This window comes from Flavonifractor sp. An91 (assembly GCF_002159225.1).
Taxonomy (GTDB): domain Bacteria; phylum Bacillota; class Clostridia; order Oscillospirales; family Oscillospiraceae; genus Flavonifractor; species Flavonifractor avicola.
In genome coordinates this window covers 47,592-71,270 of sequence record NZ_NFHA01000006.1, presented here as the reverse complement: position 1 = coordinate 71,270, position 23,679 = coordinate 47,592, and the positions used below count along the sequence as shown (strand labels likewise).

Below are 23,679 nucleotides of genomic sequence, written 5' to 3'. Positions count from 1 at the left end.
GCCCACAGGGCCGCCCGTCTGAATCACGCGGTAAAAGGCTTGGTCTTGGGATTGATGATGTCTCTCCAATCAAGGTCGCCCCGCGCCCCACCCGATGGTATCCATCGTGCGGGGACCCCAGTGATTTCAGATGCGGCCGCCGGAAGTGAATTCCGCCGGCCTTCGGCGGCATGAGCCGCCGCGCCGCCGGGGCGGCGTGCTGGAGCGGGGCGATGGTTTGCTGTTTAGGCGGTAAAAGGTTTGGTCTTGGGATTGATGATGTCTCTCCAATCCAGATCGCCCCGCTCCAGACCATGAATCAACATCTCAGCGGTGGCCACATTGGTGGCTACCGGGATGTTGTACTGGTCGCACAGGCGGGTGATATACTTCAGATCCGCGTCCAGATCGTTGGACTGAGGATCGGAGAAGAAGAGCACCATATCGATCTCATTGTAGGCGATGCGGGCGCCGATCTGCTGGCTGCCGCCGTGCTCATGGGACAGGAAGAGCTGGACGGGCAGACCGGTAGCCTCCGCCACCAGACGGCCTGTTGTGTTGGTGGCGCAGATCGTGTGCTTGGACAGGATGCCGCAGTACGCAATACAGAATTGCACCATCAGCTCTTTTTTTCGATCGTGGCTCATCAACGCGATATTCATACTACACCTTCTCTTCCTTTCGAGATATCAGGCTCGAAGCTTCATCAGGGGGACTTTTTGTCCCGTCAGCCGCTTGGCAATGTTTAAGTAGGCGATGGCAGCCCCTCGGCTGGCGCACAGGATGAGGGGTTCTCCCCGGTTGGCGCTGAGGATGACCTGGGGGTCCTCCGGCACGATGCCCAGCAGGGGCAGACCGGCGGTATCCATGGCGTCGTCAATGGTGGTGTGGAGCCGCCGCAGGATCTTGGGCTGCACCCGGTTGACCACCAGGTGGAGCTGGGGCAGCTGCTTGCGCAGCACCGACACGGTGCGCTGTGCGTCCCGCAGGGCGGAGGAATCGGTGGTGGAGACCACGATGGCCCGATCCGCGGCGCAGCAGGCCAGCCGGAAGCCCTCGCCCAGTCCGGCGGGGGAGTCCATCAAAATATAGTCGTACTTCTGCTTGGCCTGGCGGACCAGATCCCGCATGGCGTACTCGCTGAGGGGCTCGTCGGGCAGATTCACCGGTGCGGTGATCAGGTTCAGACCCTGGATCACCGGGTGGGGGACTGCCGCCCGCTCCAGCGGACAGCGTCCGCAGAGCACGTCGGTAAAGTCCATCAGGGCCCGGTCGCTGAGGCCCAGATTCAGGTCCAGGTTCCGCAGGCCGATATCCATATCGATGCACAGGACCTGATGCCCCAGAGCGGCCAGGCAGGAGCCTACGCCGCCGGTGAGGGAGGTCTTTCCTGTGCCGCCCTTCCCTGAAGTGATAACGATTGCTGTGGACATAGGTTCACTCCCGACATACAAGATTAGAATAACACATTATTTCGTCAGACGCAATGCTTAACTTAGTAACATATGCACAAATCTGCCCTAAAGGGGGGATTTCTGCATTCTGGCCCACCGGCGGGGATAGCCTTTGGGGGTGGGGGAGACCTTCTCCACCACCACCACCCGGTGGGTGACCCCGGTGCCGGGGATCTCATAGTCCACCCGGGGCAGCAGGCGGCCCCCCAGCTTGGCGATGGCCCGGGAGGCCTTGTCCACCTCGTCGCCGCTGTCCACGCTCTTCATGGCCAGGAACTTGCCGCCCACCTTTACATAGGGCAGGCACAGTTCGCTGAGCAGCTCCAGAGAGGCCACCGCCCGGGACACGGCGAAGTCAAAGCTGTCCCGGAAGCCCTCCTGGTGAGCCTGCTCCTCGCCCCTGGCGTGGAGACAGGTAACTTCGTCAAGGGAAAGCGCTTTACATACAGTTTCCAACCAGTTGACCCGTTTGCCCAGACTGTCCAGCAGAGTGACCTTCAGAGAGGGCTCCAGGATCTTCAGGGGCATACCGGGGAACCCGGCGCCGGTGCCCACGTCGATGAGGGTCTTGTCTTTGAAGTCCTCGCCGATGGTAAGCAGGGCGGCGCAGTCCAGGAAGTGGAGGTCCACCACCTGGTCGGGATCGGTGATGGCGGTCAGATTCATGACCTGATTCTGCTCCAGCAGCATGGCGCCGTATTGGGCCAGGGCTTCCGCGCCTCCCGGGGTGTGGATGCCCAGGGTATCCAGCCCCTGCTGAATGCGGGGCAGCTGGGCGTCCAGACGAAAGGATGTGGAAGTCTGGGTGGTGTTTTTCTCGTCGGCCATGGATTTGACTCCTTTTTCAGATACGTTTCCCCAAGAGGGGAGAGAATGTGGAAAACCGGCCCTTACTTCAGAGTGATCCGGTAGGTGGCCCCGTCCAGCCCCACAAAGGCCTGCCCGTTTTCATCCACCGGCCCGGTCCAGTCGAAGATCTGGGGGGTGACGGGCTGGAAGTTCCGGTCCAGGTAGTAGGTGCCGCAGGGGAAGTAGTTTCCGGTGAGGGTGATGTTCTGGCCGTTGTAGGAGGAGGCGGCGGCAGGTACGGCGGAGCCGTCGGCGGTGAGCCAGATGCCGTCGGACGCCCCCACGGCGGAACTGTAGAAGTAGGGGCCGCCCCGGTGGCGGAGCTGGGGATAGGAGCAGGGGATCACCAGTTTGCCGGTGGTGTCGATGACGCCCCAGCCGCTGTCCTTCCGGACCATGGCATAGCCGTCGGCAAAGTGCTCCACGCTGTTGTACTGGGCCGGGATGACCCACTCGCCCTTGGTGTTCACAAAGCCGTACAGCCGGGCGCTCTCGTCCAGGCAGGGGGCCAGACCGCCGCTGAGCACGTCCCAGTGGCCGCCGCCGGTGAGGGTGGCAATGGAGGCGCCGGTCCGGTCGTGGAGGATGGGATCGGCCCCATAGGAGGGCTGGCTGATAAACAAACCGTCGCCCAGCAGCTTGCAGGACCAGTTGGGGGTAAAGGGAACGGCGGCCCAGTCCTTGGTGCTGTCCGCCACGGCGTAGCTATCGTCAGCGGCCTGCATCATCACCAGGCCGTCCTCGTTGGCGTCCAGGAACACCATGCCCTCCTCCGGGGTGTACCAGCTGCCGTCGGCACGGTACAGGGCCCAGTGGTCCTCGTAGGTCACAGGGAGCAGGGAGGAGGTGGACCAGCTGCCCTCGGCCTGACCGCCCTTCAGATCCAGGGCAGTAAGGGTATAGCGGCTGTCGTCCACCGTCTTAATGGTGAATTCCTGGCGCAGCTCCGGCCGGATGAGCCGGGCCGCCATGGTGGCCATCTCCGCCCGGCTCAGGGTGCCGTTGGCCCGGAAGGTGCCGTAGTCGTCGGTGCCGGTGAGGATGCCCGCCTGATAGAAGGGGAGGACCACATCCTTGGTCTCCTCGGTGGCATCGGGGAAGTCGGTGATGTCGTTGATGGGCTCCAGCAGATCGCCGGACACCAGAGAGAGCAGCTTTACAAAGTCCAGCCGGGTGGCGGTTGTGCCCAGATCGTTGATCTGGTTGGGACCGGTATGGAGCACCGTCTCCAGATAGTAGGCGGTGTTTCGGCTCCAGTTGCCGGGAGCGGGCCGCCACAGGGCGTCCCACAGATCATCGTAATACTGCTGGTAGTTCTGACTGTGGAAGTCAGGCTGGAAGTAAAACGGCGGCTTCCAGCTCTGGGTCTGCCGATTGAGGGTGCCGGTGTAGCTGGTACCGTTGAAGGTGAGGGTAACGGTCTGGCCTTCGGCGGCATTCCAGCTTTCATCCAGATTGAAACAGAGCTGGAGACTCTTTTCATCCAGCCAGAAGCCGGTGTCACTGTTTTCGTGGAGGCCGACGGAGGCGCCGTCGGCGCGGGTGAGGACTACCTGGCCCCACTCCGCCGGTGCTTCAGGCAGGGTGCCGTCCCCGCCGCTCAGGATATGGTGGATGCGGGCGGCCAGGGTGGCAGCCTCGCCGATGGTGACGGAGCGGCTGGGGGAGAAGTTTCCGCTGCCGGTACCGTTGAGCAGGCCGGTGGCATAGCACAGACCGGCGGCGTCGGTATACCAGCTGCCGCTGGCCACGTCTGCGAAGGACGCGGGCTCCCGCACAGCGGGGAAGGAGTCCTTCACGCCGGTTTGGGCGGCCAGGACGGGTGTTACAAGCAGAGAACCGGTCACGAGCAGGGAGAGCAGTCGTTTCATCGTGCGTACTCCATTTCACGGTGGGACGGCGGGATGCGCCGTTCCGGGCTTTTGTTTGTTCAGACGCCGAAGTTGGCCAGCAGGGGCGGCACACCCAGAATCAGGCTGACCACAAACCCCACGGCGCAGAGTACCGCCAGAATGGCCATAGACACCTTCCGGGAATAGGTGCTGTCCGGGTGGCGGGCCAGATAGACCGAGATGGCGAAGATGCCGGCAATGCCGGGGCAGGCGAAGAGGGGGGCGATGCCGGTGAGGTAGTTCCCCTGGTTAAAGAAGGGGTAGATATTGAGGATCACAAAGCCCACCATATACACGATGCCCACCCAGGCCATAATGCGCTTGACCGGGGAGGCGGGAACGTAGGGTTCCCGCTCCTCCCGGTTGGTGTTGTTGTCGGGCCGGTCAGTCATGGTTCTGCTCCTTCAGCAGGTCACGGATCTCGGTGAGCAGCTGCTCCTGGGTGGTGAGCACGGGCTCTGCCGGAGCGGTCTCGGCGGCCTCCTCCTTTTTGCGGTGGAAACGGTTGATGCCCTTCACCAGACAGAAGATGACAAAGGCCATGATGAGGAAGTTGACCACCGCCTGGATAAAGCTGCCGAAGGCGATGGTGGCGCCTCCCAGCTGGAAGGTGAGGGCGGCGAAGGTGGACTCGCCGATGAACAGGCCCACGAAGGGCATGAGGATGTCGTTGGTCAGGGAATCCACGATGGTCTTGAAGGCGCCGCCGATGATGACGCCGACAGCCAGATCCATCACGTTGCCCCGGGCAATAAACTTGCGGAACTCGGCCATAAAGCCTTTGGTTTTCTCTTTTGCGGACATTTGGTACTCCTTTATTCTGTGCGGGCGGCCACAAGGGCCGACCCTGCGTTCATTAGTGCTTGGGCACCAGCACTTCCTTGCCGCCCATGTAGGGACGCAGGACCTCGGGAATCTTCACGCTGCCGTCGGCCTGGAGGTTGTTCTCCAGGAAGGCGATGAGCATACGGGGAGGAGCCACCACGGTGTTGTTCAGGGTGTGGGGCAGGTAGGTGCCCTTCTCGCCCTTGACGCGCATCTTCAGGCGGCGGGCCTGGGCGTCGCCCAGGTTGGAGCAGGAGCACACCTCAAAGTACTTCTGCTGACGGGGAGACCAGGCCTCGATGTCGCAGGACTTGACCTTCAGGTCGGCCAGGTCGCCGGAGCAGCACTCCAGCTGACGGACGGGGATGTCCAGGGAGCGGAAGAGCTCCACAGAGTAGCGCCACATCTGCTCGTACCACTTCATGGAGTCCTCGGGCTTACAGACAACCACCATCTCCTGCTTCTCGAACTGGTGGATGCGGTACACGCCCCGCTCCTCGATGCCGTGAGCGCCCTTCTCCTTGCGGAAGCAGGGGGAGTAGGAGGTGAGGGTCTGGGGCAGCTTCTCCTCGGGGATGATCTGGTCGATGAACTTGCCGATCATGGAGTGCTCGGAGGTACCGATCAGATACAGGTCCTCGCCCTCGATCTTGTACATCATGGCGTCCATCTCGGTCTGGGACATAACGCCCTCCACCACGTTGCCGTGGATCATGAAGGGGGGCACGCAGAAGGTGAAGCCCTTGTCAATCATAAAGTCCCGGGCGTAGGCCAGTACAGCCTCGTGGAGGCGGGCAATGTCGCCCATCAGATAGTAGAAGCCGTTGCCGGACACCCGGCCGGCGGCGTCCATGTCGATGCCGTCGAAGGACTCCATGATCTGAGTGTGGTAGGGGATCTCATAGTCGGGAGTCACCGGCTCGCCAAAGCGCTGAACCTCCACGTTGCAGGAATCGTCGGGACCAATGGGCACGGAGGGGTCGATGATGTTGGGGATGACCAGCATGATCTTGCGGATCTCCTCGGCCAGCTCGGTCTCCCGGTTCTCCAGGAAGGCCAGACGGTCGGCGTCCGCCTTGACCTCGGCCTTCAGGGCCTCGGCCTCGACCAGCTTGGAGGGGTCCTTCTTGGACTGGCCCATCAGCACGCCTACCTGCTTGCTCTTGGCGTTGCGGGCGGTACGCAGATCCTGGGCCTCCTGGATGGTCTTGCGGTTCTCAGCGTCCAGGGCGATAACCTGATCCACCAGGGGCAGCTTCTCGTCCTGGAACTTCTTCTTGATGTTTTCCTTAACGATCTCGGGGTTCTCACGAACAAACTTGATATCCAGCATGGTGTGATACAACCTTTCTGATGTGTGATAGGGAAGAGAAGGCAGGCGGTTTTGTTCCGCCTGCCGTTTCACGTGAAACAATGTGCGGGGCAGAATGTTGTGACAGGTGGCCCAAGCCTTCTGTTCGGCTATCATGTCTTCGGTAAGGTGGGCGTTATATCCCACTAAACCGTTTAATACAGGGCTTCGTAGATCTCCTGATAGCGGTCGTAGGGGGAGAAGCGGTCGTTGTCGGTGATGCTCTCCTTGGGCAGGTACTCCGGCAGCTCTTCGCCCATATCCTCAATGAGGGTGCGGGCCTGGGTGTAGCGGCCCCGCACATAGGCTTCGTTGATCTGCCAGAACCAGTCCATGGCCTGGGTGCTCTTGGTCAGCTCCTCGTTCTCCTGTTCCAGCTCCTCCAGACGGTCCTCCTGATCCCGGATGGTCTGCTGGTTGTCGGAGACAGCGGATTGCAGATCTTCCACCTGTTTGGTCAGGGTTTCATTCTGGGCAATGGTATTTTGCAGGGACTGGGTGGCGGAGTTGGAGGTCTCCTGCAGGTTGTCGATGGCCTCCTGATTGGCCCGGCGCTGCATGAGGAAGGACATGAGCAGCAGCAGGAAGGCCGCTGCAAACAGGATCATCAGATAGAAGAGCACCGGGTTGCGCTTGGTTGGCTTTTCATGCTCGGCCTCGTGCTGGAGGCGGCTGCGCTCCTGCTTCTCGGGATCGGGTTTGCTCAAAGGTCGGCACCTCCCTGATTGGAGGAAGGCAGCTGTTCCAGCAGGTCCAGCAGCGTATTCAGATCCTCCGGATTATAGTATTCCAGTTCTATTTTACCCTTTTTCTTACCGCTGATAATATTGACCTTGCGGCCAAACCGGGCGGCCAGGGATTTTTCCGCTGCCCGCAGGTAGATGGTCAGGTCGGGGCCGGGCGGGGGAGAGGAGGGCTCTTTTTCCCCGGCCGCCAACCGCTTGGCCAGGGCTTCGGTCTGCCGGACGCTCAGGTCCTCGGCAATGACTTTCTGGGCCAGCTTCTTTTGCAGCTCGCCGGTGGGGGCGGCCAGAATGGCCCGGGCGTGTCCGGCGGACAGCTTGCCCTCCTCCAGCAGCTGGTGGACGGGATCGGGAAGGGCCAGCAGACGCAGGGCGTTGGCTACCGCCGGGCGGGATTTGCCCACCCGCTGGGCCACCTCCTCCTGGGTGAGGCCGTACTCGTCCATCAGGACTTTGTAGCCGTTGGCCTCTTCCACCGGGTTCAGGTCCTCCCGCTGGAGGTTTTCAATGAGGCCCAGCTCCATGACCTTCCGGTCGTCGGCCTCAATAATAACGGCGGGAATTTCGGTGAGGCCCGCGATCTTGGCGGCCCGCCACCGGCGTTCGCCCGCGATAATTTGATAGTAGCCGGAGGCCAGCCGCCGCACGGTGAGGGGCTGAATGACCCCGTGGGTGCGGATGGAGTCGGCCAGATCCTGGAGGGATTCCTCGTCGAACCGCTTCCGGGGCTGCTTCAGGCCGGGTTCCACTTGGGAGATGGGGAGGGAGAGGGAACCACCCTCCTGGGACTGGAGGGCGGCGTCGCCCAGCAGCGCGCCCAGGCCTCTGCCCAGGCCGCGTTCCAATGCCATAGTCATTCGCTCCTTTCTTCCCGGGTAATGGCAAATTGGTTGTGTTCCAGCAGCTCGGCCGCCAGGGCGCCATAGGCCTCGGCCCCCCGGGAATAGGGGTCATAGGCCTGCACGGGCTTGCCAAAGCTGGGGGCCTCGGACAGACGGACGTTGCGGGGGATCACCGTGGCGTACACCTGCCCAGGGAAGTGGCGCTTGACCTCCTCCGCCACCTGCATGGACAGATTGGTCCGTCCGTCGTACATGGTGAGGATGACACCTTCCAGTCCGATTCTGGGATTGAGGGAGCGCTTGACGATGCGGATGGTGGAGAGCAGGTCGCTCAGTCCTTCCAGCGCGTAATACTCACACTGCACCGGTACCAGCACGGAATCGGCGGCGCACAGGGCGTTGAGGGTGAGCAGCTCCAGAGAGGGGGGACAGTCAATGAAGATATAGTCATAGTCTGTCTCCAGGGTATCCAGGGCGTTTTTTAGCAGATACTCCCGGTGGTCGGCGGTGATCATCTCCACCGTGGCGCCTGCCAGAGACTTGTTGGCGGGGATCACGTCCACATAGGGGGTAGATACCACGGCTTTGTGTACGTCGGCGCCGTTGAGAAGCACATCGTAGATGTTGGGGGAGATGGTCTTGTCCACGCCGAAACCGGAGGTGGTATTTGCCTGGGGGTCAAAGTCGCAGACCAGCACCCGCTGGTCCAGCTTTTTCAGGGCGGCGGCCAGGTTGACGCAGGTGGTGGTTTTGCCCACCCCGCCCTTCTGATTTACAATAGCGATGGTTTTTGCCATAGCGCACCTGCCTTTTTCTTGTAAAGGTTCAGGCTCTATTATATCCCCTTGCCTGACGCAATTCAACAGCAAAAGAAAAAGAATGGGTGTTTCACGTGAAACACAGCTTAATTGTCAAACAGAAAAAGACCGGATGTTCCACGCCGCAGCGTAAAGAAAATGTGCCGGTGGCACATTTTTAGCGTAGGTCGCGGCAGCTGTGCTGGCGCGAGGGCACTATAAAAAAAGAGGGAGTGTTTCACGTGAAACAGTGAAACACTCCAAAAGAGAGGGAAGGCTATGATTTGGGAATGGTAATGGTCAGCTGGATGGAGTCCGCCGTCTCCTGGCGTTTGCAGTTGGCGTTCACCCCGGCGCTCTTCATAATGGACAGCCCACGGGTAACGGTGTTGAGGAAGAGCCGCACATCCTTAATAATAAAGGCGGGCTTCTTTCGGGCGGGCTTGTCCGGGGCGGGGTGGAGCAGCTCCTCCACATATTGCTCGGTCTTGGCCACCGTCAGTCCCTCCTCCGCCACATAGCGGGCGGCGGCCTCCTGGGCGGCAGGGTCGTCCAGTTTCAGGAGGGCCCGGGCGTGGCGCTCGGTGCAGCCGTGTTCCCGCAGGACCGACAGGGCGGCAGGGGGGAGCCGCAGCAGCCGCAGCTTATTGGCCACGGCGGACTGGGACTTGCCCACCCGTTTGGCGGCCTCCTCCTGGGAGAGCCGGTAGGTCTGAATGAGAGAGGACAGGGCGGCGGCCTCCTCCACAAAGTCCAGGTCCCGGCGCTGCAAATTTTCCACCAGGGCCAGCAGGGAGGACTCCTGCCCGTCTACACTGACAATGATACAGGGCACTTCGGTGAGCCCCGCCAGCTTGGAGGCCCGCAGACGGCGTTCTCCCGATACCAGCTCCAGCCCGGTGCTTGTCCGGCGCACCGACAGGGGCTGAAGCACCCCGTGCTCCTTAATGCTGGCCGCCAATTCCTCCAGCCCGTCCTGGGCAAAGACCTTTCTGGGCTGGGCCGGATTGGGGGAGATGGCGGAAATGGGCATAAACTGGACCCGGTTGCTTTCAAACAGGCCCTTTCGACGTAGCAACGGCATAAAAGCGCCTCCTTCGCGGTGGTAAGTAGTTGGTCTGACTATAGATTACCATATTTTTCCGCAAAAGAGGCCTAAGGGTGTCGAATGGGAAATATTTTCCATTTACCCGCCGCCCTGGTCCAGAGCCTGGGCCAGGTGGCGGAGAAAGATCAGATTGCTGGGCCGCTGGGGCGGCAGGCCGCCCATCAGGTCGATGTAAGCCGGGCGGGCGGCGGCGTGGAGCTTGTCCACCATGGAGCGGATGTTCTTTTCCACGCTGCCGTAACAGGTGCGCTGACCGGCAATGGTGGGGGCGTAAGCCTCCTTCAGCAGGGCGTTGGGGTGCTGATGGAGGACCACGGCGGCCCGTGCAGCCGCCTCCATGCCCAGGCCGGAGGCTCCCATGGAGGACAGCAGTTCCAGAGCCTGACGCTCCAGAGGCGCACCGCAGAGGAACTGGAGCAGTTCCGGCAGGGCCTGAACGTTTACCGGCTTGACCAGATAGTAGCTGGCGCCCAGGGAAAGGGCGCACCCCACCACCCCCTGGTGGGAGATCTGGGAGGTGACCACCACCACAGGGCCATCCCGCCGCCGGCCCATGGCCCGCAGCACCCCCAGCCCGTCCAGGTTGGGCATGACCAGGTCCAGCAGCACCGCGTCGGGCTGCAGCAGGTCTATGAGGGCCAGGCACTCCAGCCCGTCGGCGGCCACACCGCACAGGGAGAGCCCGGGCAGCCGGGGCAGGGCTTCGCTCAGCAGCCGCCGGGCGGCGGGGTCGTCCTCCGCCACCAGCACCCGAATGTGGGCAGCCATGCCCTATTCCTCCGGGCCCATGGCCTCTGCCGCCTCCAGGGCCAGCAGAAGCATATGGGCGGCCAGTTCCCGGTCCAGAGGAGAGGTCTGGCGCAGATGGCGCTCCAGTCGATCCACCGCCGGGTCCTCCGGCGGAGTGCCGTGGGCCAGGAAGTCCAGTCCTACTCCCAGCACCTGGCTCATTTCGACAAAAATAGACATAGACATACACTTTTTACCCTGCTCAATGTCGCTGACGTACTGAGCTGTAATGCCAAGCCGCTCGGCCAGCTGTTCCCGGCTCATGCCCAGCTGGGCGCGGGAGTTCCACACCCGTGTGCCCACTTCACCCAGCCACCGCTTTTTCTCTTGTTTTTCCACAGCAGCCACCCCGCATATCTGAGGATATCCCAACTATAGATATAGGGTGTCACAACTCAGTATTTTTACAAGAAACTATCGTTTTAAATCAAATAATTATAGTTGAAAGAATGAATAAAAAACGCAGCAGCCGGGACAAAGCCGGGCTGCTGCGTGGGGATGCGAAAAAGGGCCTCAGGCTGCGGGGGAGGCGGAAGGCTCCGCCGCGGGGGATTCGGTCTCAGGAGCGGGGCTCTCGGTCTCTGCCGAGGGGCTGGCAGAGGCGGCGGCCTCGGCCTCGGCCTGCTGCTCCTCCTGCCACTCCAGGACCATGTTCATCATGAAGTCGTAGAAGGCCTTGGGGTCCAGGTTGTCATAGGCCTCGGTGGTCTCCACCTTGGCGTCCGCCGTCCACTGGTCCAGCAGCTGGTTCATGGCATAGTCGGTGTAGGCGGTGCGGGTCTCCTCATTGTCGGCGTCCTGCCGCAGCAGGATGTGGTAGCCGTAGTCGGTCTCCACGGGCTGGCTGATCTGGCCCACCTCCAGCTCGGTACCGGCGGTGACGAACTCGGTGACCAGGGAGCCGCTGCCGTCCACCATGGCGCCGGTGGACAGGAAGGTGTAACCCTCAGGCTTATACAGTTCGCCGGTGGTCTCGTCCCGGCCGTCGTCGCTCTTCTCATTCATGGCGGCGTCAAAGGCGGCGGCGGGATCGGCAGCGGCGGTGATCTCAGCATACAGGGCGTCGGCCTCCGCCTTGGTGGCCGCCTTCTCCTCATCGGTGGGATCGGAGCCGTCGTCGTGCTGGGGGAAGGCCAGCAGGATGTGCTTGCAGCTGTAAATGCCCTCGGAATCGATCATGTTCCGGATGTCATCATTGGTGGGGTCCAGCTCGCCGGACTCCTTCAGGGACTCCTCCAGGCCGGACACCAGGTAGTAGGCGTCGTTCAGGCCCAGGTAGCCCTCCCGGCTGATGCACTGCTGGTCCAGCCACTCCTGGGTGGTCAGGCCGTAGTAGGCCTCATACATGGCGCCCATCTGGTCCAGCTGCTCCTCAGCCTCGGCCCGCTGATCCTCGGTGACCACGATGCCCGCCTCATCGGCGTGGTTAGCCACGGAGGCGTACAGCTTGCTGATCTCCAGGGCCTGCTCCTTCAGATAGTCGGCGGTGGGCTGACCTTCGATCTCCTCCTCCCAGGCCTCGTCGTCGGCCAGATAGCCGGCGCTCTTGGCGGTGGAGATGCTGGTCAGCAGCCAATACAGATACTGGTCGGCGGTGACCTCCCGGCCGTCCACGGTAAAGAGTACGGTATCCCGGCTCAGGCCGGTGGCCTGGTAGGCGATGTCGTCGGCAGCGGGGGTGGGCTGAGGCTCCGCCGTGCTGCAACCGGCCATGGCCCCGGCCAGAAGCGCGCCGCTCAGTCCGGCGCACAAGAGCTTCTTCCAATTCATATCTCGTTCCTCCTTGTGATTGCCGGACTGTTCCGGCGAAACAGCATTAGTGTACACCTTTTTTTCTCTACAGGCAAGAAAACCGGGGCGGCGTTCATCGAAAATTCACAAACGCCGCCCCGGTACAGGGGGTATAGATCTATCGGTGTTCTGCCCCTACGCCCGCAGGAAGCCCTTGCCGAAAATCTCGCTGGAGTTGGCCACGATCATAAAGGCGTGGGGGTCCACCTGCTTCAGGTGGCGGCGCAGGGCCACCGCCTGGCCCCGGGAGAGGACGGTGAGCACCACATGGTGGACGTCGTGGGTGTAGGCGCCCTGAGCGGTCCAGACGGTGGCGCCCCGCACCAGGGTATGGGTCACATAGTCGCAGACGTGTTCCGGGTCGGAGGTGATGACAAAGAAGGCCTTCCGGCGGTTGAGAGACTCGATGGCCGAGTCCACCAGCACCGACTTGAGGGCCAGACCCAGAAGGGAGCACAGGCCCGCCGTGGCGTCAAAGACGAAGAGGGCGGCGGCCGCAATGGCCACGTCCGAGATGAGCAGGGCGGTGCCCACGTCCAGACCGGTGTACTTCTTCAAAATCATGGCGGCGATGTCGGTGCCGCCGGAGGAGGCGTCAATGTTGAACAGAATGGCGGCCCCCAGGGCGGGCAGGATGACCGCGAAGAAGAGCTCCAGCATCAGCTGGTCGGTGAGGGGAGCGGTGAGGGGCCACACCCAGGAGAACACCTGGATCAGGCCCGCCGACAGCAGGGAGCAGTATACTGTCCGGAACCCAAAGCTCTTGTCCAGCATGAGAAAGCCCAGGATGAGGAAGAGCACATTAATAATGGTGTTGTAGGAGGAGGCCGACAGCACAGGCAGCACCTTGCCCAGCAGGATGGACAGGCCGGACACACCGCCCATGGAGAAGTTGTTGGGGAATTTGAAGCAGTAGACGCCCACGGAGATCATGACCGTGGCCACGTTCATCCAAAGAAATTCCTTCCAGAATCGCTTTTTGTCCGATATCATGTCCATCTCTCCTTTTCTTCAAGGGGTGCGGAGCAGGTCATCGGGCGGCCTGGACGGCGCTCCACACGTCATATCCGCTGCTGGCGGGGATGGTGCCCACCCGCCACAGGGATACCCCGGTAATGCCGAACATCCTGGCCAGCTGGAGCTTGTCCGCCACGCTGCGGGCGTCCTCATACCACACTTTGTATCTCTCGCCCTCCTCATTGGTGTAGATGGCGCAGGGATTGCGGTACTTGTCGCTGTAGGTCACCACCGTGTCCGGCTGGGCCAGCCGGGCGGCCAGGGTGGAGGCGCCGGGGTGGTAGATAGTGGTGTCAAGGAGTTTTCCTTCCTCATCGATGTGGAACCCGGCGGTGCCGAAGGAGATGGCCAGAGCGATCTTGCTCGCATCCCGGACGCCGGTGTTTGGATCGGTGATGTCCCGCAGGGCCTCGTACACGCTGGCAATGGGGGTGACGGGGGAGTTGGTGTTGCCGGTGCCCACATAGGACTCCGGGATGGAGGTCCACTGGTAGTCGTGGGCCATAAGGATCACTTTTTCGCACACATCCCCCAGGCCCCGGTAGTCAAAGCCGGTGTACCAGGTGTCGGGCTGTACGCACACATACAGGGTCTTGCTGTCGGGCAGAGCGGCCCGCAGCTCCTGCATGAAGGTGACATAATTCTTCTTTATGGTATCCCCCTTCAGCCCCTCAAAGTCGATGGTGAGGCCGGCGTAGTCCCCGGCGGCGGCCACCAGGGCGTCAATGGCCTGGGCCCGGGCGTTGGAGTTGTTGACCACAGCGGCCACGGTGGAGGTGGTGGAGCCGTCGGCCAGGGTCACGGAGTCGGTGGCCGAGCCAAAGACACACAGGTTGTAGTCTACCCCGTGGCTGGTAAAGTAGTCGGTGGCGGGGGTGGGATCGGAGGGTTTCACCCAGTCGTTGCCGTTTGCGCTGGTGGAGTTGAGGGTGGGGCCGTTTTCGCCGTACTCCAGCCGGGCCCAGCCCACGCTGACGGCGTCCATATCGGCGGTCAGGTTGATCTGGGAGTAGGAGGAGAAGGCGTAGAAGCCGTGGAGCCAGTCCACCTTGGAGATGTACCGCTCATATACCCGCACCAGCATGGTGGCGGCCTCCTCCCGGGTGGCGGAGTGGGAGGGCAGGAACTTGAGCTGACCGTTGGGGCCGGCCACCCCCTTGATCATGCCGATGTCATAGGCAATGGCGATGTAGCCCGCGCTGCTCTTCACATCGTCAAAGGGGAGGGACAGGGAGGACAGATCCTGGGCCAGGGTGTCGTACCCCAGGGCCCGGACCAGCATCACCGCCATCTCCTCCCGGCTGATGAGATCCAGGGGCCGGAAGGCGCCGTTGGGGTCCATCACGTCGTGGGCCCGGGCGGTCTCCACCGCGGAGTAGTACCACTCCTTGGTGCCGCAGTCTATGTAGGAGGGGGAGGACGGGGAGATCATGTCCCAGTCAAACATCCGGCACAGGACGGTGACAAATTCCGCCCGGGTGATGTCGTCGCCGATGCCGAACCGGCCGTCGGGATAGCCCTCCATCAGGCCGTAATCCCGGGCCTTGTCGATGTCGGCCTGGGCCCAGTGGCCGCTGGTATCGGAAAAAGCCCGGGCGGCGGGGGAGAGGGGTGCGGCACAAAGCAGTAAAACGGCGGTGAGAGCCGCCGCACAGATCCGGCGCTTCATGAAAAAAAGACCTCCTTTATCATGGGTAAAACAGGGAATTGGGTCTGACATCTATTATTTTAACAAAGGAGCAGGCAAAGTACAACGAAAAACGGAGGGCCTCCCGGGCGGGAGGCAGAAAAAACCTGTATAAATCAGACAAAATGAATAAAAAGGGGTGACGAGAACGCTGTTTTTTGATAGAATATGGTCGGTTGCAGAGGGATGCAGAATTCGATACAATAAAAATGAATTTTTTGTTAAGGAGACGGCGATATGAAATTGCTGGAAGATCGCATCCGCACCGACGGCATCATTCGGGAAGGCGGCGTGCTGAAGGTGGACAGCTTCCTCAATCATCAGATGGATGTCAGGCTGTTTCAGGAAATGGGTAAGGAATTTTTGCGTTTGTACAAGGACTGCGGGGTTACCAAGATTTTGACCATCGAGGCATCGGGGATCGGGATCGCGTGTGTGGCCGCGCAGTTTTTTGATTGTCCGGTGATCTTCGCCAAGAAGAACAAGACCAAGAACATCGCCGGCGACGTGTACACCTCCAAGGTGGAGTCCTTCACCCACGGCAAGGTGTACGATATCATTGTGGCCAAGCAGTTCCTGCTGCCCGAGGATCGGGTGCTCATCATTGACGACTTTCTGGCCAACGGCTCTGCCCTCCAGGGCCTCATCAAGCTGGTGCGGGACGCCGGGGCTGCCCTGGTGGGCGCCGGTATCGCCGTAGAGAAGGCCTTCCAGCCCGGCGGCGACCTGATCCGCGGCATGGGCGTGCGGGTGGAATCTCTTGCGAGAATTAAGAGTATGAGTGTAGAGGACGGCGTGGAGTTCTGCTGAGCGGCCTGCCGTCATGAGTGTGTTCAGACCAGCCTGTGGGGAAGCAGGCTGTTTTGAAGGAAAGAATGGAAGATTTTGTGGATCAAAGGAGGAAACTTGGACATGAAGAAGAGAAAACTGCTTGCACTGCTCCTGGCTGGCGCCATGATGGTGGGCCTGGCTGCCTGCGGCGGCGGTGGGGACAGCGAGACCCCCGCTGGCGGCGAGACCACTTCCGGCAGCACCGAGACCCCCTCTGGTGAGGGCAAGACCGTCAAGGTGGGCCTGATCTGCATCGGCGACGAGAACGACCAGGGCTACACCTACAACTTCATTCGCGGCAAGGAGGCCGTCACCGAGAAGCTGGCCGCCAAGGGCATCACCGTGGACTGGCAGGTCAAGTGGAACATCGGCGAGGACTCCTCCTGTGAGGACGCCAACATCGAGCTGGCCGAGGCCGGCTGCGACCTGATCATCAACAACTCCTACGGCTTTGAGCCCTTCATGCTGAAGGTGGCTCCCGACTACCCCGAGATCGAGTTCATCGCCTGCACCAACCAGGCCTCCTGGAACGACGGCCTGGACAACACTCACAACGCCTTCGCCAACATCTATGAGGGCCGCTACCTGGCCGGCGTGGTGGCCGGCATGAAGCTCCAGGAGATGATCGACAACGGCGAGATCACCGCCGACCAGGCCGTCATCGGCTATGTGGGCGCCTACTCCTTCGCCGAAGTGATCTCCGGCTTTACCGCCTACTACCTGGGCGCCAAGAGCGTGTGCCCCAGCGTGACCATGAAGGTCCAGTTCGTGGGCTCCTGGTCCGACGCCTCTGAGGAGGGCAACGCCGCCCAGGCTCTGTGCGACGCCGGCTGCGTCATGATCTCCCAGCACTCCGACAACACCACCCCCGCCACCGCCGCTCAGAACAACGGCGCTTTCCACACCGGCTACAACAACGACATGATCTCCGTGGCTCCCGATTCCTCCCTCATCGGTACCCGCATCGACTGGTCCGTGTACTTTGAGTACGCCATCGAGGCCGTGGCCAACGGCGAGGAGTTCGACCAGGATTGGTGCCACGGCATGGACGAGGGCGCTGTGGTTATGACCGAGCTGAACACCGACATCGCCGCCGAGGGCACCGCTGAGAAGCTGGCCGAGGTGGAGGAGCAGATCCGCTCCGGCGAGCTGCAGGTGTTCGACACCTCCACCTTCACCGTGGAGGGCCAGCCCCTCACCACCTGTATGGCCCTGGATACCGACGGCGACTTCGTGGCCGATGACCAGGAGGCCGTGTTTGACGGCGCTTTCCATGAGTCCTACTTCCAGTCTGCGCCTTACTTCACCGTGCAGATCGACGGCATCGAGTGGCTCAACTCCGCCTATTGATGACCTTAACCCAAAAGAGGGCTGCACACGCAGCCCTCTTTTCTGTCCTTTCCCGGGAAATCCCGTAAAGCACCCACCCACGTCTCATCACAGGAAGGATGACAGCCTTGGAACCTGTCCATGCAATTGAACTCAGGCACATCACCAAACGCTTCGGCAAGGTGGTGGCCAACGATGGCATTGACCTGGCCATCAACCGGGGGGAGATCCTCTCCCTGCTGGGAGAGAACGGCAGCGGCAAGACCACGCTGATGAATATGCTCTCCGGCATCTATCTCCCCGACGAGGGCGAGATTCTGGCCGACGGCAAGCCGGTGACCATCCGCTCTCCCAAGGACGCCTTTGCCCACGGCATTGGCATGATCCACCAGCACTACAAGCTGGTGGAGGTGTTTACCGCCGCCGAGAACATCGCCCTGGGCCTGAAGGGGAAGGAGCACGACCGCAAGGCGGTGGCCGCCCAGGTCCAGGCCATCAGCGACAAGTACGGCTTCGGCATCGACCCCAACAAGAAGGTCTATGATATGTCGGTGTCCGAGAAGCAGACGGTGGAGATTGTCAAGGTGCTCTACCGGGGGGCTGAGATCCTCATCCTGGACGAGCCTACTGCCGTCCTTACCCCCCAGGAGACCGAGCGGCTCTTCAATATCCTCCGGGCCATGAAGGCCGACGGCAAGGCCATCGTCATCATCACCCATAAGCTCCACGAGGTGATGGCCCTGTCCGACAAGGTGGCGGTCCTCCGCAAGGGCAAGTACATCGGCACCGTCAACACCTGCGACACCAACCCCCAGAAGCTCACCGAGATGATGGTGGGCCACGCCGTCACCCTGAACATCGACCGGCCCCAGGCCAAGTACAAGGACCTGCGGCTGGAGGTGAAGGGCCTCAACTGCCGCAACGGCGAGGGCCTGCCGGTGCTGAAGGACATCTCCTTCCAGGCCTTCGGCGGTGAGATCCTGGGCATCGCCGGTATCGCCGGTTCCGGCCAGAAGGAGCTGCTGGAGGCCATTGCCGGCCTGCAGAAGGCGGACTCCGGCCACATCTTCTACTATCCGCCCCACCCCAACAGCGACATTGCCGGCCACCATGTGCCGGTGGATAAGGCGGGGGAGGAGCTGGTGGGCAAGACCCCCGGCCAGATCCGCAAGGTGGGCGTCTCCCTGGCCTTTGTGCCCGAGGACCGGCTGGGCATGGGCCTGGTGGGGGGCATGGGCATGGTGGACAACATGATGCTCAAGACCTACAAGGACACCCCTGGCCCCCTGGTGGACCGGAAGGCCCCCAAGGCCCTGGCGGAAAAGCTCATCGACGAGCTGGAGATCGTCACCCCCGGGGTGGCCACCCCCGTGCGCCGTCTGTCCGGCGGCAACGTGCAGAAGGTGCTGGTGGGCCGTGAGATCGCCTCCACCCCCACCGTGCTCATGACCGCCTATCCCGTCCGGGGCCTGGACATCAACTCCTCCTACACCATTTACCGGCTGCTCAACGAGCAGAAGATGAAGGAAGTGGCGGTGCTGCTGGTGGGCGAGGACCTGGACGTGCTGCTGGAGCTGTGCGACCGGATTCTGGTGCTGTGCGGCGGCCAGGTGTCCGGCATTGTGGACGGACCCACCGCCACCAAGGAGCAGGTAGGCCTGCTCATGACCCATGTGGGCGGCGGAAAGGAGGGAGAGGACCGTGCATGAATCCAATACGCCCCTGATCCGTCTGGCCAAGCGGGACGGTATGCCCAAGGGCCAGGTGTGGGCCATCCGCGGGGCCTCCTTCCTGGCGGCCATCCTCATCAGCGCCCTTATCTTCCTGCTCATGGGCCACAACCCCTTCGGTGCCTTCGGCACCATGGTGGGCGGCTCCCTGGGCAAGCCCACCGCCATCCGCCAGACCGTGAAGATCGCCGTGCCTCTGCTGGGCACCGCCCTGGCCATCGCCCCCTGCTTCAAAATGCGCTTCTGGAACATCGGCGCCGAGGGCCAGATCACCGCCGGCGCCGTGGGCGCCTCCTACTTCGCCCTGTTCTGGGCGGATAAGCTGCCCGGTCCCGCCCTGCTGGTGGTCATGGCCGTGGCCGGCGCCATCTGCGGCGGCCTGTGGGCCCTGGTGCCCGCCTTCTTCAAGGCCAAGTGGGGCACCAACGAGACCCTGTTCACCCTGATGATGAACTATATCATGATCGGCGTGGTGAAGTGGCTCCAGGGCGGCCCCTGGGAGGGCCGTCCCGGCTCCCAGATCATTCCCCAGTTCGACTCCGCCGCCGTGCTGCCCAAGGTGCTGGGGGTCCACTGCGGCTGGATCATCGTCCTGGTCCTGACGGTGGCCATGTTCTTCTACATGAAGTACACCAAGCAGGGCTATGAGATCGCCGTCATCGGCGAGAGCGAGAACACCGCCCGGTACGCCGGTATGAACGTGGGCAAGATCATCATGCGGACCATGTTCCTCTCCGGCGCCATCGCCGGCCTGGTGGGCTTCATCGTCTGCTCCGGCGCCGACAACACCCTGTACTCCGGCGTGGCCGCCGGTGTGGGCTTTACCGCCATCACCGTGGCCTGGCTGGCCCAGCTCAATCCCTTCGCCATGGTGGGCATCTCGGTGCTGCTGGCGGTGCTGGACAAGGGCGCCGACACCCTCCAGACCCAGCTGTCCGTGCCCGCCTCCATCTCGGACATCATCACCGGCATCTTCCTGTTCTGTATGCTGGGCTGTGAGTTCTTCATCAACTACCGCCTCATCTTCCGGGGCAGCCATAAGGAGGTGGCCAAGTAATGGATATCAACAGCAACGCGGTCCTGCTCCTGATCATGGCCGCCGTTCTCAACGGCGTGCCCCTGCTCTACGGCACCCTGGGTGAGATCCTGTCGGAAAAGGCGGGCAACCTGAACCTGGGCGTGGAGGGCATGATGTTCATGGGCGGAGCCATGGGCCTGGGCGCTGCCTTCTACTTCGAGGGGGCCGGCGGCACCAGCGGCGTGCTGGCCGTCATCCTGGCCCTGTTCTTCGCCTTCCTGGGGGGCGCCATTGGAGCCCTCATCTACTCCTTCCTCACCATCACCCTCCGGGCCAACCAGAACGTCACCGGTCTGGCCCTGGCCATCTTCGGTACCGGCGCCGGCCAGTTCATCGGCGAGTATATGCGGGTGACCTCCGGCGGCTATGTGGCGGTGAGCAACGACCTGAAGGCGGTTTTTCTCAATTCCCCCTTCCCGGCGGCCCTGCAACAGCTGCCGGTGGTGGGCCCCCTGCTCTTCGGACACAGCATCTTCCTCTACCTGGGCATCGTGCTGACGGTGGGGATGCACCTGTTCCTCAACAAGAGTCGGGCAGGCCTGTCCCTGCGGGCGGTGGGTGAGTCCCCCGCCACCGCCGACGCCGCCGGCGTCAACGTCACCCGGTACAAATACCTGGCCACCGTCATCGGCGGCGGCATCTCGGCCATCGGCGGCATGGTGTATATCATGACCATCGCCAGCTGCGTGTGGAACCACGAGGCCCTGTCCGGCGAGGGCTGGCTGGCGGTTGCCCTGGTCATCTTCTGCCTGTGGCGGCCCCTCAACGCCATCTGGGGCTCCATCCTCTTCGGCGCGCTGATGATCCTGTACCAGCGGCTCCACCTGGGCTTTATCCCCGACGAACTGTACAAGATCCTGCCCTATGTGGTCACCGTCATCGTGCTGATCTTTACCTCCCTGCGCAACAGCAAAGACAAGCAGCCGCCCAACTCCCTCGGTTTGCCCTACTTCCGGGAGGAGCGGTAAGCCGGATTGATTGCCAGTGTAAAAGCTGCTTGTCTTGGGACCCGCCGCAGGCGGGACGCGCCTTGGCGCGCGGGCCGGGGGAATTCATTTTCCCCGGCCGCAAATAGAAATCGGGGGGGTCCCCGCGGGACAGGCCCCGTGGGGGTCAAGCAGCCGCCAAACTCCCTCGGTTTGCCCTATTTCCGGGAGGAGCGGTAACAAAATCAAAGAGCGGCCCCGCTGCACAGCGCAGCGGGGCCGCTCTTGCTACCGCTCACCCCCATCGGACCGGCAGTGAGCAGGGTGATGAGCCACAGGGAGGCTGCCGAGCCGCCGAAGGATTGGTCCGGCGCTCTCCGGCCGGGTCACCGGCGGCTCCTGTACAGTCAAATTTTTCTCGGCGTAAAGCGGACCTTCACCCGGCCGCCGCACACCATGCCCAGCTCGGCGGCGGCGTGGGACAGGTCGTACTCCACGACCTCCTCCTGTCCGCCGGACTGCCACAGCGCCAGGGCGTGGTTTTTGGCCTCATACTCCACAGCGCCGCCGCCGATGGTACCGGCGCAGCTGCCGTCGGGGCGTACCAGCATCCAGGTACCCACACCCCGGGGGGCGGAGCCGTGCTTCTCGATGATGGTGCACAGCACCCCGGACTCCTCCGGCGGCCTGACGGCGCCGGGGCCCCGCTGGGCCCGGACCTGGATCAGCTGGGCGGCAATGGCCACGGCGATCTCCGCCGGGGTCTGGCCCCCGATGGACAGGCCGATGGGGGAGTATACCCCGTCCAGTATTTCCTGGGAAAAGCCCTCCTCCCGGAGAGCCTTGTACACGGCGGCCACCTTGGTGCGGCTGCCAATCATGCCCACATAGGCGTACTGCCCCCGCAGCACCTGTGCCAGGCAGTCCTTGTCAAAGGCGTGGCCCCGGGTAAGAATGGCGAAATAGTCGCTGTCCCGGCTGCCCAGCTGGTTGAGGGCCTGGTCAAAGGGCATACACAGCACCTGATGGGCCATGGGGAAGCGGTCAGTGTTGGCAAACTCCGGCCGGTCGTCGATGACGATGACCTCAAACTCCAGCCGGACGGCCACATAGGCCAGCTCCAGGGAAACGTGGCCGCCGCCGCACAGAATCAGTCGTTCCACAGGCGCAATCTCCTTCCAAAGTACAAAATACCCTCCAGTACGCCGCCGCCGATGGCCCGGGCCTTGTCCGACACGGTGAAGCAGTGGCGCACCTCACACCGGGGGTCGATGTCTCCCGCCTTCATCCCGGCGGTCACCGGGATACCGGCGGGGAGCATCCCCCGGACGATGCCGGTGAGCTGGGCGGTGACGGGGATGCCGTTGACTTTTGCCACCACGTCGCCCAGATTGACCTGCTGGCCGATCTGAGCCACCGGCTCAAAGGGCCCGTCGGCGGGAGCACGGATAATGCGCTCCTTGGTGTAGCCTCCCACGTCGCCGGGCACGCCGGTGTTGGGGATGGCGGTCCCCTCCAGGATGAGCCGGCCCAGGTCGTGGCCCCGCTTGGTCTCAATGACGCCGTGGCAGTCGGTGCCGGCGGTGAAGCCTGGGCCCAGGGCCAGCACGATGGGGGCGTCGCTGATGGTGGTGCCCAAATTCTTTTTGGCCAGAATGGCGTCCACCACTACCATAAAGGGCAGCTGGGCCAGGATGGCGGCCTGGGGGTCCACCAGCACCGGGATCTCCCCGACGGCCAGAATGTCCCTGGCCTGGTCCCGGTTTTCCGCCTTCCGGGCGGTAATTCCCTCCACGGTGGTTTGACCGTCGTAGATACACTGGGAGAAGGCCACGGTTCGCCGCACCGCCGTGGGCTGGGCAATGTCCGTCATGACCACCTGAAAGCCCGCCCGGTACAGCCGCACCGCCGTGCCGGTGGCCAGATCTCCCGCGCCTTTCACTAGAATAAGCATGATCCGCCCCGCTCCTCTTCTTTGTAGTAAGTAATGGCGCTGTGGATGCCCTGCTGGGCCAACAGCCCCTGAATTTCCGTGCCCCAGGTCCACCGCTGATCGTCGTCCGCCTTGTTCAGCAGACAGCGGAAGGCCATGGCCTGTCCCACGTCTTTTCGTCCGCCCAGAGGGCTGGACAGAATGGCCGCCACGTCGGCGGGGGTGATTTTGTGGTCGGGCTCCACCCCCAGCAGGGCGCATACCCGCTCCGGCCGGTGGCAGATCTCCTCCACAGGTTTGCCCAGGCTGTCCAGGCCTGCCGACGCGATAACGGCGTGGCAGGAGGGAGGGATCACCGGCTCATGGTCCGCCGGAGCCTTAAGAGGCCGCAGCTTGGCCCCGTCGGCCTCAATGAGCACCACGTCGGCCAGCTCCAGACAGGCCCCGGGATCGCCCGCCCCGGTCAGCTTGCCCCGGCTGTCGTAGGCCCCCAGGGTGACCACCCGGTGCTTCTTCAGCAGGGCGGCCAGCTCCCCAAGACCGCCTGCCAGGGGCAGGCCGGGATGGGGGAGGATGTGGGTGGTGGTGGTGACCACCGCCTTCCGCCCGCTGTCCGCCGCCTGTTTGGCCATGGCGTACATGGTGGACGACTTGCCGCCGCCCCCCACCAGGGCCACCATGCGGTGGACCGCCGGGTCCAGGTCCAGACGTTCCCAAATGCCCACGGT

At 62.7% G+C, this 23,679-nt stretch carries 24 protein-coding genes; 5 read left to right on the top strand and 19 right to left on the bottom strand.

Going from position 1 to position 23,679, the window contains the following annotated elements; translation table 11 throughout:
* Positions 1–224: 224 nt before the first annotated feature.
* From B5G42_RS05515 to B5G42_RS05440, 16 genes are all read right to left on the bottom strand, one after another.
* On the bottom strand, positions 225–641 hold the full coding sequence (locus B5G42_RS05515; protein WP_087267592.1) for a methylglyoxal synthase: 417 nt from the start codon (positions 639–641) through the stop codon (positions 225–227).
* Positions 642–668: 27 nt separating this feature from the next.
* Positions 669–1,412 carry a septum site-determining protein MinD gene (gene minD / locus B5G42_RS05510; RefSeq protein ID WP_087187281.1) on the bottom strand — a complete coding sequence of 248 codons (744 nt, stop codon included), beginning with the start codon at positions 1,410–1,412 and terminating at the stop codon, positions 669–671.
* Positions 1,413–1,499: 87 nt separating this feature from the next.
* On the bottom strand, positions 1,500–2,261 hold the full coding sequence (gene rsmG / locus B5G42_RS05505; protein WP_087267588.1) for a 16S rRNA (guanine(527)-N(7))-methyltransferase RsmG: 762 nt from the start codon (positions 2,259–2,261) through the stop codon (positions 1,500–1,502).
* Between the two features lie 62 nt (positions 2,262–2,323).
* Complete coding sequence (locus B5G42_RS05500) at positions 2,324–4,153, bottom strand: WG repeat-containing protein (protein ID WP_087267585.1); 1,830 nt, start codon at positions 4,151–4,153, stop codon at positions 2,324–2,326.
* 59 nt (positions 4,154–4,212) lie between these two features.
* Positions 4,213–4,566 carry a hypothetical protein gene (locus tag B5G42_RS05495; RefSeq protein WP_087267581.1) on the bottom strand — a complete coding sequence of 118 codons (354 nt, stop codon included), beginning with the start codon at positions 4,564–4,566 and terminating at the stop codon, positions 4,213–4,215.
* Positions 4,559–4,978, bottom strand: coding sequence for a large-conductance mechanosensitive channel protein MscL (mscL, locus tag B5G42_RS05490; RefSeq protein ID WP_087187285.1), 420 nt, complete (start codon positions 4,976–4,978; stop codon positions 4,559–4,561). The genes B5G42_RS05495 and mscL overlap by 8 nt, the downstream gene beginning before the upstream one ends.
* A 52-nt stretch (positions 4,979–5,030) precedes the next feature.
* On the bottom strand, positions 5,031–6,332 hold the full coding sequence (serS, locus tag B5G42_RS05485) for a serine--tRNA ligase (RefSeq protein ID WP_087267578.1): 1,302 nt from the start codon (positions 6,330–6,332) through the stop codon (positions 5,031–5,033).
* Positions 6,333–6,505: 173 nt separating this feature from the next.
* The gene (locus B5G42_RS18630; protein WP_242955299.1) at positions 6,506–7,057 is read right to left on the bottom strand and encodes a hypothetical protein; all 552 of its coding nucleotides are present in this window, start codon (positions 7,055–7,057) and stop codon (positions 6,506–6,508) included.
* Positions 7,054–7,944 carry a ParB/RepB/Spo0J family partition protein gene (locus B5G42_RS05475; protein WP_087267575.1) on the bottom strand — a complete coding sequence of 297 codons (891 nt, stop codon included), beginning with the start codon at positions 7,942–7,944 and terminating at the stop codon, positions 7,054–7,056. The genes B5G42_RS18630 and B5G42_RS05475 overlap by 4 nt, the downstream gene beginning before the upstream one ends.
* A gap of 2 nt (positions 7,945–7,946) precedes the next feature.
* Complete coding sequence (locus B5G42_RS05470; protein WP_087187288.1) at positions 7,947–8,732, bottom strand: ParA family protein; 786 nt, start codon at positions 8,730–8,732, stop codon at positions 7,947–7,949.
* 277 nt (positions 8,733–9,009) lie between these two features.
* A complete protein-coding gene (locus B5G42_RS05465; RefSeq protein WP_087187289.1) occupies positions 9,010–9,816 on the bottom strand; it encodes a ParB/RepB/Spo0J family partition protein in 807 nt (268 codons plus the stop codon).
* 102 nt (positions 9,817–9,918) lie between these two features.
* Positions 9,919–10,608: a response regulator gene (locus B5G42_RS05460; RefSeq protein ID WP_087267572.1), complete on the bottom strand. Its 690-nt coding sequence runs from the start codon at positions 10,606–10,608 to the stop codon at positions 9,919–9,921.
* Between the two features lie 3 nt (positions 10,609–10,611).
* Positions 10,612–10,968, bottom strand: a complete 357-nt coding sequence (locus tag B5G42_RS05455; protein WP_087267569.1) for a helix-turn-helix domain-containing protein — start codon at positions 10,966–10,968, stop codon at positions 10,612–10,614.
* A 174-nt stretch (positions 10,969–11,142) separates the two neighbouring features.
* Positions 11,143–12,399: a peptidylprolyl isomerase gene (locus tag B5G42_RS05450; RefSeq protein ID WP_087267566.1), complete on the bottom strand. Its 1,257-nt coding sequence runs from the start codon at positions 12,397–12,399 to the stop codon at positions 11,143–11,145.
* A gap of 156 nt (positions 12,400–12,555) precedes the next feature.
* On the bottom strand, positions 12,556–13,413 hold the full coding sequence (locus tag B5G42_RS05445; protein ID WP_343286691.1) for a YitT family protein: 858 nt from the start codon (positions 13,411–13,413) through the stop codon (positions 12,556–12,558).
* 37 nt (positions 13,414–13,450) lie between these two features.
* Positions 13,451–15,106, bottom strand: coding sequence for an S-layer homology domain-containing protein (locus B5G42_RS05440; RefSeq protein WP_087267563.1), 1,656 nt, complete (start codon positions 15,104–15,106; stop codon positions 13,451–13,453).
* 255 nt (positions 15,107–15,361) lie between these two features.
* Between B5G42_RS05440 and B5G42_RS05435 the strand changes: the two genes are divergently transcribed.
* The 5 genes from B5G42_RS05435 to B5G42_RS05415 all read left to right on the top strand — a co-directional run bounded on the left by B5G42_RS05435 (position 15,362) and on the right by B5G42_RS05415 (position 21,060).
* Positions 15,362–15,934, top strand: a complete 573-nt coding sequence (locus B5G42_RS05435; RefSeq protein WP_087267560.1) for a xanthine phosphoribosyltransferase — start codon at positions 15,362–15,364, stop codon at positions 15,932–15,934.
* Between the two features lie 102 nt (positions 15,935–16,036).
* The gene (locus B5G42_RS05430; RefSeq protein ID WP_087267557.1) at positions 16,037–17,305 is read left to right on the top strand and encodes a BMP family ABC transporter substrate-binding protein; all 1,269 of its coding nucleotides are present in this window, start codon (positions 16,037–16,039) and stop codon (positions 17,303–17,305) included.
* A gap of 107 nt (positions 17,306–17,412) precedes the next feature.
* Positions 17,413–18,993, top strand: a complete 1,581-nt coding sequence (locus B5G42_RS05425) for an ABC transporter ATP-binding protein (protein WP_087267554.1) — start codon at positions 17,413–17,415, stop codon at positions 18,991–18,993.
* Positions 18,986–20,071, top strand: coding sequence for an ABC transporter permease (locus B5G42_RS05420; protein ID WP_087267550.1), 1,086 nt, complete (start codon positions 18,986–18,988; stop codon positions 20,069–20,071). Before B5G42_RS05425 ends, B5G42_RS05420 begins: the two co-directional genes overlap by 8 nt.
* Complete coding sequence (locus tag B5G42_RS05415) at positions 20,071–21,060, top strand: ABC transporter permease (protein ID WP_087267547.1); 990 nt, start codon at positions 20,071–20,073, stop codon at positions 21,058–21,060. Before B5G42_RS05420 ends, B5G42_RS05415 begins: the two co-directional genes overlap by 1 nt.
* Positions 21,061–21,425: 365 nt before the next feature.
* On the opposite strand, the gene B5G42_RS05410 is transcribed toward B5G42_RS05415, so the two are convergent.
* The 3 genes from B5G42_RS05410 to yqeC are packed head-to-tail and all read right to left on the bottom strand — an operon-like array spanning position 21,426 to position 23,676.
* Positions 21,426–22,181, bottom strand: coding sequence for an XdhC family protein (locus B5G42_RS05410; RefSeq protein WP_087267544.1), 756 nt, complete (start codon positions 22,179–22,181; stop codon positions 21,426–21,428).
* Positions 22,169–22,972, bottom strand: coding sequence for a selenium-dependent molybdenum cofactor biosynthesis protein YqeB (gene yqeB / locus B5G42_RS05405; protein ID WP_087267541.1), 804 nt, complete (start codon positions 22,970–22,972; stop codon positions 22,169–22,171). The genes B5G42_RS05410 and yqeB overlap by 13 nt, the downstream gene beginning before the upstream one ends.
* A complete protein-coding gene (gene yqeC / locus B5G42_RS05400) occupies positions 22,960–23,676 on the bottom strand; it encodes a selenium cofactor biosynthesis protein YqeC (RefSeq protein WP_087267538.1) in 717 nt (238 codons plus the stop codon). Before yqeC ends, yqeB begins: the two co-directional genes overlap by 13 nt.
* Between the last annotated feature and the right edge of the window lie 3 nt (positions 23,677–23,679).

Excerpts from the sequence above, each read along its gene's own strand:
- B5G42_RS05515 (WP_087267592.1), bottom strand. The coding sequence starts at position 641 with ATGAATATCGCGTTGATGAGCCACGATCGAAAAAAAGAGCTGATGGTG.
- minD (WP_087187281.1), bottom strand. The coding sequence starts at position 1,412 with ATGTCCACAGCAATCGTTATCACTTCAGGGAAGGGCGGCACAGGAAAG.
- rsmG (WP_087267588.1), bottom strand. The coding sequence starts at position 2,261 with ATGGCCGACGAGAAAAACACCACCCAGACTTCCACATCCTTTCGTCTG.
- B5G42_RS05500 (WP_087267585.1), bottom strand. The coding sequence starts at position 4,153 with ATGAAACGACTGCTCTCCCTGCTCGTGACCGGTTCTCTGCTTGTAACA.
- B5G42_RS05495 (WP_087267581.1), bottom strand. The coding sequence starts at position 4,566 with ATGACTGACCGGCCCGACAACAACACCAACCGGGAGGAGCGGGAACCC.
- mscL (WP_087187285.1), bottom strand. The coding sequence starts at position 4,978 with ATGTCCGCAAAAGAGAAAACCAAAGGCTTTATGGCCGAGTTCCGCAAG.
- serS (WP_087267578.1), bottom strand. The coding sequence starts at position 6,332 with ATGCTGGATATCAAGTTTGTTCGTGAGAACCCCGAGATCGTTAAGGAA.
- B5G42_RS05475 (WP_087267575.1), bottom strand. The coding sequence starts at position 7,944 with ATGGCATTGGAACGCGGCCTGGGCAGAGGCCTGGGCGCGCTGCTGGGC.
- B5G42_RS05470 (WP_087187288.1), bottom strand. The coding sequence starts at position 8,732 with ATGGCAAAAACCATCGCTATTGTAAATCAGAAGGGCGGGGTGGGCAAA.
- B5G42_RS05465 (WP_087187289.1), bottom strand. The coding sequence starts at position 9,816 with ATGCCGTTGCTACGTCGAAAGGGCCTGTTTGAAAGCAACCGGGTCCAG.
- B5G42_RS05460 (WP_087267572.1), bottom strand. The coding sequence starts at position 10,608 with ATGGCTGCCCACATTCGGGTGCTGGTGGCGGAGGACGACCCCGCCGCC.
- B5G42_RS05450 (WP_087267566.1), bottom strand. The coding sequence starts at position 12,399 with ATGAATTGGAAGAAGCTCTTGTGCGCCGGACTGAGCGGCGCGCTTCTG.
- B5G42_RS05445 (WP_343286691.1), bottom strand. The coding sequence starts at position 13,413 with ATGATATCGGACAAAAAGCGATTCTGGAAGGAATTTCTTTGGATGAAC.
- B5G42_RS05440 (WP_087267563.1), bottom strand. The coding sequence starts at position 15,106 with ATGAAGCGCCGGATCTGTGCGGCGGCTCTCACCGCCGTTTTACTGCTT.
- B5G42_RS05435 (WP_087267560.1), top strand. The coding sequence starts at position 15,362 with ATGAAATTGCTGGAAGATCGCATCCGCACCGACGGCATCATTCGGGAA.
- B5G42_RS05430 (WP_087267557.1), top strand. The coding sequence starts at position 16,037 with ATGAAGAAGAGAAAACTGCTTGCACTGCTCCTGGCTGGCGCCATGATG.
- B5G42_RS05415 (WP_087267547.1), top strand. The coding sequence starts at position 20,071 with ATGGATATCAACAGCAACGCGGTCCTGCTCCTGATCATGGCCGCCGTT.
- yqeB (WP_087267541.1), bottom strand. The coding sequence starts at position 22,972 with ATGCTTATTCTAGTGAAAGGCGCGGGAGATCTGGCCACCGGCACGGCG.